This window comes from Streptomyces sp. NPDC087300, from assembly GCF_044744425.1.
Classification (GTDB): domain Bacteria; phylum Actinomycetota; class Actinomycetes; order Streptomycetales; family Streptomycetaceae; genus Streptomyces.
On the sequence record NZ_JBIUYI010000024.1, the window covers coordinates 32,625 to 43,607 of the forward strand.

Annotated in this window: 8 protein-coding genes and 1 pseudogene; 7 read left to right on the forward strand and 2 right to left on the reverse strand. The window is 68.6% G+C overall.

Translation table 11 applies throughout. From position 1 onward, the window contains the following. Nucleotides 1–21 precede the first annotated feature (21 nt). A pseudogene (locus tag ACIO9J_RS43455) lies at nt 22–1,469 on the forward strand (NF041680 family putative transposase). Nucleotides 1,470–1,716: 247 nt separating this feature from the next. On the opposite strand, the gene ACIO9J_RS43460 reads toward ACIO9J_RS43455, so the two are convergent. After that, complete coding sequence (locus ACIO9J_RS43460; protein ID WP_402011484.1) at nt 1,717–2,754, reverse strand: hypothetical protein; 1,038 nt, start codon at nt 2,752–2,754, stop codon at nt 1,717–1,719. Nucleotides 2,755–2,915: 161 nt separating this feature from the next. On the opposite strand from ACIO9J_RS43460, the gene ACIO9J_RS43465 reads away from it, so the two are divergent. The 4 genes from ACIO9J_RS43465 (at nt 2,916) to ACIO9J_RS43480 (ending at nt 6,410) form a co-directional block, all read left to right on the forward strand. After that, nucleotides 2,916–3,521 carry a helix-turn-helix domain-containing protein gene (locus ACIO9J_RS43465; RefSeq protein WP_402011487.1) on the forward strand — a complete coding sequence of 202 codons (606 nt, stop codon included), beginning with the start codon at nt 2,916–2,918 and terminating at the stop codon, nt 3,519–3,521. Nucleotides 3,522–3,572: 51 nt separating this feature from the next. Further along, a complete protein-coding gene (locus ACIO9J_RS43470) occupies nt 3,573–4,295 on the forward strand; it encodes a hypothetical protein (protein WP_402011490.1) in 723 nt (240 codons plus the stop codon). A 57-nt stretch (nt 4,296–4,352) separates the two neighbouring features. Next, complete coding sequence (locus ACIO9J_RS43475) at nt 4,353–4,826, forward strand: hypothetical protein (protein WP_402011492.1); 474 nt, start codon at nt 4,353–4,355, stop codon at nt 4,824–4,826. Nucleotides 4,827–5,738: 912 nt separating this feature from the next. After that, nucleotides 5,739–6,410 carry a hypothetical protein gene (locus ACIO9J_RS43480; RefSeq protein ID WP_402011494.1) on the forward strand — a complete coding sequence of 224 codons (672 nt, stop codon included), beginning with the start codon at nt 5,739–5,741 and terminating at the stop codon, nt 6,408–6,410. A gap of 753 nt (nt 6,411–7,163) precedes the next feature. Here ACIO9J_RS43480 and ACIO9J_RS43485 read toward each other — a convergent pair. After that, nucleotides 7,164–7,664 (reverse strand): hypothetical protein, encoded by a 501-nt coding sequence (locus tag ACIO9J_RS43485; protein WP_402011497.1) that lies wholly within the window; start codon nt 7,662–7,664, stop codon nt 7,164–7,166. Nucleotides 7,665–8,303: 639 nt separating this feature from the next. Here ACIO9J_RS43485 and ACIO9J_RS43490 point away from each other — a divergent pair. Together ACIO9J_RS43490 and ACIO9J_RS43495 are read left to right on the forward strand one after the other, a co-directional pair. Then, nucleotides 8,304–8,693, forward strand: a complete 390-nt coding sequence (locus tag ACIO9J_RS43490) for a hypothetical protein (RefSeq protein ID WP_402011500.1) — start codon at nt 8,304–8,306, stop codon at nt 8,691–8,693. Between the two features lie 173 nt (nt 8,694–8,866). Then, a complete protein-coding gene (locus ACIO9J_RS43495) occupies nt 8,867–10,633 on the forward strand; it encodes an ATP-binding cassette domain-containing protein (RefSeq protein ID WP_402011515.1) in 1,767 nt (588 codons plus the stop codon). Nucleotides 10,634–10,983 lie beyond the last annotated feature (350 nt).

A 10,983-nucleotide genomic window follows, 5' to 3' on the forward strand; every position in this document is an offset into this window, starting at 1 on the left:
GTTCAGCAGGAAGGCCGTGGGGTGAGTGTGTTAACGCAGGTCGGCGGGCGGGAGGAGCTCGTGGAACTGTCCCGCTTCCGGACGGCCTTCTACGGATGTCTGTCTGCGCGGGCGGATGCGTTCTTCGAGCTGACCGACGCGCTGTTATGTGCGGACGGTCCGACGCGGACGCCGGTGGAGTTGTCGCTGCTGGCTGAGCACCAGCGCGGCTACGGCTCGCTGTACGGCGCCCTGAACCATGCACGGCTCGACGTGAACGCCCTGCGTGACCTGCTGGTTTCTCTGCCGCTTCCGCGGTTCGACGGGCGGATCGTGCTCACGGTGGACGTCTCACCGTGGCTGCGATCGGATGCCGCCTGCTCGCCGGATCGGCTGTTCTGCCTGGTCCACTGCCGTAACGGCCGCTCATCGGACCACGTGGTGCCGGGCTGGCCGTACTCGTTCGTCGCCGTGCTCACCCCGGACCGCACGTCGTGGACGCAGGTCCTGGACGCGGTCCGGCTTGGGCCGGCCGACGACGCCGCGGCGGTCACCGCTGGCCAGCTGCGGGCCGTGGTCGAGCGTCTGGTCGCGGCCGGGCAGTGGCAGTGCGGTGACCGGAACGTCCTGGTCGTGATGGACGCGGGCTACGACGTGATGCGCCTGGCCTGGGTGCTGCGCGACCTGCCGGTCGAGTTGGTCGGGCGGCTGCGTTCGGACCGTGTCCTGCGACGGCCTGCGCCCTCGCTCAAGGAGTACGCCCAGTCCTATCCCCAGGGCGGGCGGCCGGGCATGGCAAGGAGTTCAGCCTGGCCAGGCCCGCCTCCTGGCCCGAGCCATCCGTGGTCACGGTGAACGACACAGCCCGCTACGGCAAGGCCGATGCCCGCGCCTGGGACCGACTGCACCCCAAGCTGCAGCAGCGATCCGCGTGGATCGACCACGACAGCGAACTCCCCGTCATCGAGGGCACGTTGATCCGGCTCAAGGTTGATCACTTGCCCGGTGACCGCGACGCGCCGCCGGTCTGGCTGTGGTCCTCCGCGACCGGCGCCAGCCCGGTCGCGGTCGACTTCGTCTGGTCGTGCTACCTGCGCAGGTTCGACCTGGAACACACATTCCGCTTGTTCAAGCAGTCCCTCGGCTGGACACGGCCTCGGCTTCGGGACCCGCAGGCAGCGGACCGCTGGACCTGGCTCGTCATCGCCGCGCACACCCAACTCCGCCTCGCCGCACCGCTCGCGGTCGACAGGCGCAAGCCCTGGGAGAAGACCACGCGTCCCGGCGAGACGCTGACACCGACGCGCGTCCGGCGCGGGTTCCGGCACATCCATCCGCACCTCGCGTGTCCGGCCCGTGCACCGAAACCGTCTCGTCCCGGCCCAGGACGACCACCCGGCACCAGAAACCGGCACCCCGCCACTCGTTACGACGTCGGCAAAACCCTCAAACGCCCCGCAACCCTCACCGAACGTGACCGCCGTGGATAAGGAACAAGCTCACGGAAGGCGCGACGCGCGGCAGCCTGATGGGGCCCAGAGCGCTGCGGGGCGATGGCGCGGACATCAACACCTGGGGAAGTGAGTGCGTGGCGCGGTGGCGAAGGGTACGTCGCGGCCGCTGAGATCGGCCGTGCGGCAGCAGGGGGGCGCCCCGGCCAGCCTCCGGCGGAAAGCCAGGTGCTTTCGCGGGTATGCCGAAGGCTCGGTGTGAGGGGACCGGGGCCTTCGGCCCCTTTCACACCGTCCTCCTGGGCGCCGAAAAGAGGTGGCGAAGCGCCTCGTCCAGCTCCGGAAGCGCGTCCAGCAGGCGCCGCAGGGCTACCACGTGCCGTTCCCATTCCGCCGGTGCGGCCGAGGACACCGGGGTGCACAGCATGTCCAGGGCCGCGAGCCGCGGGCAGGCGGCCAACTCGGCTACGGGGAAGTGCTCATGGGCTTTGTGGTAGGAGTACAGCAGGGCGAGGGCGCGCACCTGCCAGTCTTGGCCCTGGGCCACGGTGCGCGGGTTAAAGGCGGCCCGGGCCACCTCCCACGCCACATATCCGGTGCGGGCCAGAAATCCACTCACCACGGGCAGGCCCGTAGCCGCCTGGACGTAGGGCGGCATGAACTGGCCGTGGATGGCGTGAGCGGTCAGATCCTTGGGAGCGGGGACCGCGCCGCGCAGCTCAGCAAGATGAGTCGACAGGTATCGCCGGATCTGCTGTAGTGCCAAGGCGACGTGTCTGGCCGCGGCGCCCCGGGCCACGATCTGCACCGAAGCGGCCTCGTGAGCTGCCACTGCGTCGGCCGCGCACAGGACTGCCCAAGCCCTCTCAGCGCCGACGGGTTCTTGGGACGGCAGGGGGTAGCCCGCCAGTACCTGGTGCATGCGCCCCAGCGCCAGCCCCATGTGCTCCGCCTGGTCTCGGGTGTAGGGCCGGAGACCTCCCGCGCCATGGTCGGCATCGACCACGGAGCACGTGCCGTGAAGAGTGCCCTCATCGGGCAGGGTGCACAGCAAATCACCGTCGCGGTCAGGGCGGACGCGGGGGACGGACAGCTCTGCCGCACGGCAGAATTCAGACATGCCCAAGGCGCGCCGCGCCGCGGGCAGCTCGTCCCGAGCCAAATACTGCGTCACCAGGACCGTAGATGCGTCTGCGCACTCAACATGCCAGGCCACAGCCGTGCTGTCCGAGCACCTCAGAGGGAAGACATGATAGGCGTCCAGCCGATATCGGTCGCCAAGAACCTTCAGGACGTTCGCGTCCGTCCAGTCAGCATCGAGCAAAACAGGGCACCTCCTCAGGAAACGGGATGCCAGAGCAGCGGCCGAAGAGGGAGAGTGGCACGGCTCGTTGCCAAATCCCATCCCAATTGGGATATGACATATGCGAATCCCCATAGCCTAAGGACTAAAAGATCTCTGCGGCAGGGGAGTTCGGGAGTGACGTGGCCAGGAACAACCGGTGCGGCAACGCCAGGTGCGGAGCACCACTCAGCGCCTACAATTCAGGCCCGCTGTGCGGGATTTGCCGACGCGGAGGGTGGCTGCCCGCACACATCTGGGACAATCCCTCGCTGCAACAGGCTCTCCTGGAAAGAGAGTTCGGCGCCGTCATCACCACAATCCGCCGACTGGCCGGAGTCACTCAGCGCGACATCACCGCGCACACCGGGCTGACCCAGAGCGAGGTGTCGAGGTTTGAGGCGGGCACCCGCGAGCTGACCCATGTCGACAAGATGGTCGCTTTCCTCAAGGGACTCGGTGTGCCAACGGATCTGTGGCCCATCCGCACCCCTGACACGGCGCTGCCTGGCGCGCCCGCCAACGCGTATCGATGGGACAGCCCGGTCGACGTGGCGACCGCGATGGATGACCTGCTGGCATCCAATACCGCGGCCACCCGCATCCAGAGCGCACACCGCGCGCTGGACCACATCATCGACATCTACGAGTCCGACGGCCCTACCGGAACCCAGCGCCTGGCCAAGCAGGCCAGCCACCTGCGGGGCCACCTGCACCAGCTACTGCGCGGACGACAGCCCCCGTCGTAACGAGCTCGCCTCTTCCAAGCGGCCGCGCAGACCTCCGCGGTCTTGGCCTACATGGCCGTCAACGCCGGCCGCCACACCCTGGCCGAGGCCCTGTGCGACGAGACCATCGGCCTGGCCCAGGACATCGACGACGTCGCGACCATCATGTGGGCGCACGGCACGCGCTCACTGTCCGCCTACTACCGGGGCGACTTCACCGACGCTGCGGCCTGGGCGAGCTCAGGCATCGCGCTCGGCCCCCACCACCCGCAGGCCATCCGCCTCAACGTCAACGGCCTCGCCCGGGCACTGGCCCGCCAAGGCAATACCAACGGTGCCCTACGTGCGATCGGCGCTGCCGAGGACCTGACCGCACAGCACTCGGTCACCATGGCGCTGACCTCCTGCATCTCGCTGGAGCCCTACGGCGGCTCCCGCACCCTGGCCAATGCGATCACCGCTCACGTCGCACTCGGTGACAGCACCGCCGTCCTGCGCTACGAGGAAGAGATCAGCGGCCATGTCGCCGCCTCCGCCTCGGACTGGACCCGTCAGCTAGTGCGCCTCGACGTCGCCACCACGCTGGTCACCGGCCGCCGCCGAGACCTCGAGCACGCCATGCTGCTCGGCCAGCAGGTCCTGCGCGACGCCCAGGATGGCCCGCTCATTCTCTCCGTCGTCCAGCGCGCCAATGACCTCGAACAGAGCGCACGCGACTGGAAGGCCTCCCCCGCTGTCCGCGAGTACGGCGACGCGCTGACCGCTGGTCCGCCACCCCCCGCGTACGGGAGCTGACCAGCTCTGTCACGATGCCTGCATCGGCACACGCTTCAGGAAGGACACCGTCAGGGGATGACGCCACCGACACCGCTCCTGAAGTCGCACTCGGACACGTTTCCGCCCGCCCCTCCCTACGATCTCGATGACCCGGTGGCCATCACTTCCTGTGATTGGGGTGCCTTCGACGAACTTACGGAGATGGGCAACCACTGGAGTCGGCCCGGCTGGTCTGCCCAGACACGCGCGTATTACTGGCTACTCGCCATCACGGACCCGCTGTTCGTAGCCCAGGCCCTCTACTGCCAGGAAGCCCTGAGCCATCGCGACGGCTTCGACTGCATCGCTCCCGATGGCTATCACCTCACGCTCGGACGCATCGGTCTCACCGAGGAGGTCACCAGCCACGACCTGGAACGGCTCATCGGCACGGTTGAAAAAGGCGCCCCCAGCTCCTTCGATCTCACGGCACTGCCTCTCACCGGCTCGCGGGGGGCCCTGCGCTACAGCGTCGCCCCGTGGACACCCATCGTCGCCCTCCACCAGTAGCTGGCCTCGGTGGCGATGGAGTGCGGACTGCCGCCCATGCGGAGCAGCAGCCGCCTCAGACCGCACGTCGGCATCGGGTACTGCCATAAGTCCATCCCCGTCCAGCCCGTGCGGGCCGCGGTAAGGGAACTGCACGAGATGCCGCCGGTTCCTGTTCTGATCGATCGCGTTGAGCTGGTGAAGATGCGTCGTGAAGACCGTTCTTACCGTTGGAGCACGGTCCACTCCGTGCGGCTTCGGTGACGATGGCAACGCCTCACCTCAGCGTGTTCGCGCCTGTCACGGCAGAAGACAAAGGCATGAACAAGTGCCGCGCTATCGCACCCCCATGGGAGGCATAGTTGGGGCGCTGCTCCTCCTTCGTGGGGCGTTGAGAAAGCATCACCGAGGACCAGCGATGACCGCTGACCTCGCCCGCCGCGACGAAGCCGGAGGCCCTGTCGCCTGCGAAGAGGACGCCCCCATGGCGAGCGCTTTGAGTCGTGGATGCCACGAACTGGTGGAGGGGGTGCGACTTTTCAAGGGAGGGAAGGGCACTCCTCGACAGTTCACACGCAACGTCACAAGCTCAACCGCGACACAGGAACGGTCAAAGGACTTGCGAAGAGCGACGTCTCGAAGCTGACCCGGGGCCCGTCAATGAACTCTTCGAGGCCTCCACGCGGAAGGTGCCGTCAAGGATGGCTACCGTGCGTCGGCACGGGCACTCAAGGAGCGCGGGAACGGCAGTTGAGGATCGGGAAGTCGTTGGCCTTGGCGAACCGGTCCGCGGCATCGGCTCTGAGCGAAGGGCCCGGGCAGGAGTTTGGGCGAAGGGATGTGGTGAGCACGAGGCCGTGTGGGGCGGCGCGGATAGGCATGGCTGGCAGTGGACTCACTGCCAGCGTCCTCATTCTTTGGCGAGGTGTCGTAATGGAACAGGAACGTCAGGATTCAACAGCGAGTTCGCCGGGCCCTGAGGACGATTACCTTGTTGATCTCGACTTCGATGATGGCTGGCTCGGGCTGACGCTCCACTTGGGTATCCGGGCAGAGGCCCGGTATATCGCCGCAGAGCGCGTAGAACAGTTCGCCCCACAGCGTCTCAGCGTCAGCAGGGCAGCGCTCCAGCAAGAGCTGGAGAAACGTGCTCTGACGGCATACAAGTCCGGCCCCGTCTTGACCGCAGCCGCCTATACGGAGGGCGGCGTATTCCTGGCAGAGCTCTCAGCCTTCGCCTACGGAGAGGACGGTGTCCAACGGCCATCGCCTGAGGAGTACCTGCCCCGGCTGGTGAGGTGGCCCCACGCTAAGATGCAGGGCCAACCGCGGGTATCTGACGTCCAGTTGCCGCTGGGCCCAGCCGTCCGCTTTCAGGCGGTGCTCGCCGAGAAACGGCGCTTGGGCCGGGGCAAGAAGCTCAGCGAGGCCCTCCTGTACGGAGTCTGGCCCGATGGACGGGAGGAGATCCTGGTCGTCGAGGCACGATGGTTCGACTTCGAGCGTACGGACGAGCTGGCGGACCTTGTGGACGGCCTCATGCCGACCATGGGCCTTCTGCCCGTCCCCGCGGAGCCCGCCACGGACGCCTCCGGCGAGCACTGACATGCCCCTTCCGAACCGAAGGAGACACCTCTCCCAGCGACTGCACATTTCGTCCCCGCGGGCTGGTGCCAGCTCTACCTCGACTGCGACGAACGCGACCGCGACGTCCTCCTCTTGCCCGACCGGCAGTTCACCCCGTGCTCGGCAACTCGCCGGACACTCGCGCTCCACCGCACACGGTGCCGGGCCGGCCCGTAGGGCCCCCTCGTGAGCGCCGCTGAGTCGATGGCCCTCGGCTGCGGAGCGACGAACGTGGTCCTGTCCATCGTCTCGTCCGCGCCCCTCCACTGCCCACCGCGGCGGCAGGCTGGACGGTGCTTCGGCGTTCCCCGACCTCGTGGAGGCGCCGGGCTGGCACAAGTCCAGCTCGGCGCCCGGCCGGTCAACTACGCGCCCCACAGCATGAGTTATGACTCCCGAAGCGCAAGCGGTCCTGGTGTTGCACTGGTGCATGGGCCACACCTGGGCGGCACGCAAGGAGCTGACGCCTCCCGTCGTTCCATGGCGTCTCCACGTCAAGTACGTCAGGGATCATAAGTTCGAGCCGAACCGTGTGACATGGGCCTGGGCGATCTTCCGCCGGGCGCTCCTCGCGGCGTTCCTCTGGTCGCTCGACGCCACTCGGCGCGCCACGGCCTGCCCGGGCTTCGCCCCACCGGGCCGCTCCCCTGGGCCCCACAGGCCGCAAGCGCGAGTCGGCCCTCAGGGCACACCACGGCACCCCGGCAAGGCCCGCAGGATCCGGGGCTGCCGTCAGGCTTCCCCCAGTGAAGAGCGGATCCGACTGACAGCGCGGAGGACCTCGTCCCGGCTTTTTGATCGCTTGATCCATGCCGGGAGGCGGGCCACCAAGGTCATCTTGAGTCCAGCGTCGTACCAGGGTCCTCGTTCTCGCAGTGGCGCTTGGACGAAACACCTGATCAGGTCGAGATGCTCGAGGTTGTACGCCCACAGCCACCCATGGCGGGTCTCAACTTGGAGCCACAGGGGCATGCCGAAGTAGGGATCCGTCGCGGGTTGAGTCGTGCCGCGCGAGAGCGTCACAAGACGGCCGTCCCATACCCGCGACAGTCCGCAGCCACGGCAGACCAGGCGCCGCGGCGTGAACAGCGTCCGTTCCGCGGAATCCGAGTCCTCGGGTGCTGGAACGACGCGGGCCGCCTTCGCGCAACCGGAACACCGCACGATGATGAAGCTGATGTAGTCGTACTCCGTGCTGCGCGGATCCCGGAACCGACCGAAGTGCAAGGCCATGCAGTGATTATGCCGCCGCCTCGCAGAGCGGCACGACTCCCGTGTGACCGTGCACGCCGATGCCGAGCGGCCCCTGGCCACTCGGCACACCCGTTGCCAAAAGTGCTGATGCTAGCCGTCGGCGGGCCGGTGGGTGGGGACGCCTCGCACGATTTCACCCTGCCCGAGAGCAGTTCTGGCCACGTCGAGATCCCCTGACCTCCGGGCCACTGCGCTGTCGTTCAAGAAACCTTTCCGCTGTTTCCCTCGCAGGTCACCGGCTCGCGCCCGCACGGCCGCTCGACGTCCCGCAGCCGCTTCGGGTTGTCCGGATCGCGGAAGAGACCGCCTCTGATTGTCAGCGGTGGCGGCGAAGCTGCCCTCCGCGGATCACTCGCCGGCCCCGACACAGGAGACCGGTGGCCCGTCGGCCTGGGGCCGTCAGCCATCGGCGCTGTCGTCAGGGGGCTGACCGAGCGCTCCGCTCAGTCACCGCGATCAAGGAGAATCCGTGCATACCGTCCACGTGCTTGCCGCCCTTCGTCCCGTGATCGAGAATCCTCCTGCCCAGGCCCCCGGGGCCATCGCGTTCCAAGGCCCTCTCGACGCGCGCCGCATGGTGTTCGCCTCCGCATCACGACCGTCATCGGGGTGGGCCGCATGACCGATCCGCGCATCCCCGCCCCTCGTGCCTCAGCCTTGATCACCTGCCTCGGCCGGGTCCTGGTCCTGGGCGCCCGCCCGTCGATCCGTACCACCGACGATCGGCGGGTGGACTCCGCTATCTGGCAGCTCACGGTGCGCGGCAGCGCCCCCTACTGCCCGCACATGTCCCCGTGGTTGCCGGCCGACGAGCGCAAGGCCCGCACGCCACGGCATTCCGGCCCGGCCCTCAAGGCCTTCGGTGGAGCCCAGCGGCACGCCTCGCGTACTCACGGCCAACGCGGCGCGGCCTTGTGCCAGTTCTGGCGGCCCCGGGCCGACGGCCTGCGCACCACCGCCCGCGGCCGTTGCACCGCGCACCGGCTCACCGCGGAGGTGTCCGCGTGAGCGCCCCGGATGAGAAGACGACCACGCCGACTCCGGACGCGTCGGGCGCTTACGACGAGGCTGCCGCGGTGCCCGGTGCCCGGACCGGAACCCCGCGGCCGTCGCTGCCGCCGGAGCTCGACTTCAACGGCCGTCGGCACCGGCGGGCGATGGACGAGGTCACCTTGTGGCAGATGGCCCGCCGCATCCCGTCCGCCCTGGCCCAGACAGCTCGTCTGGCCTGGGCGGTCGACCGCCGTATGACCCTGACGATCATCGTGTGCCAGTTGCTGTCCGGCATCGGCACGGCCGTGATGCTCAGCTCGGTCGCCCGTGCGCTGCCCCGGCTGACCGTCTCCGATCCGCGTACGGGTCTGGCCGACGCGTGGCCGGCGCTGACCGTCGCCGTCGTCGCGATGGCCACGGGGGCGGGCATGTGGATCCTGGCCGACTGGGCGACCCGGCGGTTGAACCCGAAGATCGCCTCCGCCGCGGACCTCCAGCTCGTCGACCTCCACATGCGTGCCGAGCTCGCCGCGTATGACGCGGAGGGTTTCGCCGACCGGAGCCAGGCAGCGGAGTTCGGTGCGCTGCGCGCCGTCGACCTGGCCGATGACGCCAAGACCTTCACCAACGGACTCGTCCAGCTCGCCTCGGCGGCCGCGGTGCTCACGTCCCTGCATCCGATGCTGCTCGGCGTGCTGCTGCTGTCCGTCGTCCCCCGGGGGCTGGGCGGCGTGATCGCGGCGCGCATCGACTACCGCGTCCACGACCGGACCCTGTCCGCCCGCAACGTCCGCGGAATGATGCGCTGGTGGCTGACGACCGAGACCCTCGCCGACGAGCTACGGGCCAACACGATGCGGCCCTACCTGCACTTCTGGTACCAGGCGATGAGCGATCGCATCATCCGTCGCGAACTTCAGGGCGCCCAGCCCTACCTGCGGATCACGCTGCTGGCCGCATCTCTCGGCGGTCTGTTCACCCTGGGGATGTGGGCTTCGCTCGCCGCGCTGGTGCTCGCGGGCGCCATGTCCACGGCGATCGCGGGCACCGCGGTCGTCGCGTCCCAGACCGCCGGCCGCGCGCTGAACTCAATCATCAGATACAGCACGGTCATGTTCCACCACGGCCTCTACCTGTCCGACTACTACGAGTTCATCGACGAGGTCCACACCATGGCCACCGCCCGCGGCACCACGCGGGCCGCCGCCCCGCAGCGGATCCGACTGGACTGCGCCTCCTACACCTACCCGAACAAGAACAGTCCGGCCGTGGAGCCCATCACGCTCACCGTCGACCGCGGCGAAATCGTCGCGCTGGTCGGAGAGAACGGCGCCGGCAAATCCACCCTGATCCGCATGCTCACCGGACTGACCGTGCCCACGCACGGCAAGGTCCTCTGGGACGACGTCGACCTGGCCGGCGCCGACGCCGAATCGGTGTGGCGGCATGTGGGCCTGGTCCCGCAGAAGAACGGGCACTGGCCCCTCGCCGCCCGCGAGAACATCACGCTCGGCCAGCCGCGCGAGCACGGCGACGAGCGGATCTGGGATGCCGCCGAGCGCGTCGGCATGACCAAGGCGCTGCGCGAACTGCCCGACGAACTGGGGACGTTGCTCGCCCGCTCGGTGTGGGGCGGGCACGAACTGTCCGGCGGGCAGTGGCAGCGGCTGGCGTGCGCGCGGGCGATGTATCGCAGCCCGGCCGTCCTCGTCCTGGACGAACCCACCAGCGAGATGGACGCCCGCGGCGAACACCAGATCTTCCGCGAGCTGCGGGCCACCGCCCCCGATCGGATCACCGTGGTGGTGACACACCGGCTGGACAACGTACGGATGGCCGACCGGGTCATCGTCCTTGAGCGGGGCAGCATCCGGGAGCAGGGCACCTTCGACGACCTCATCGCGACCGAGGGGAGCCTCCTGGGCGAGCTGTACGCCCTGTCCCAGGATCGCTGAGCCTTTCCCCTCATCACGCCTCCTGGCGGGACCGTGCAGCCGGCGCGGTCCCGCTCCTCTCCGGCTCCGACCGGGCACGGCGGGCCTGGCGGTGCGCGGCGGACTCTGCCGACTGTGCGGAGATCCGACCGTGACTGTCCTCAAGGCAGGGACGTGATCCGCCGGGCGTGGCAGTGTGAAGTCCTATCAGGAGTGTGACCCGGGTTTAGAGGAGTGGTAGACGTGGCGGCGGGGACCAGCGCGATACCCATCCGGCTGACACGCACCCACCGGATACTCATCGGGGTGGTCGTAGCCGGTGCCGTCGTCATCGCCGGCATCGGTTTCGCGGGGTCGTACGCGGCCGTGCG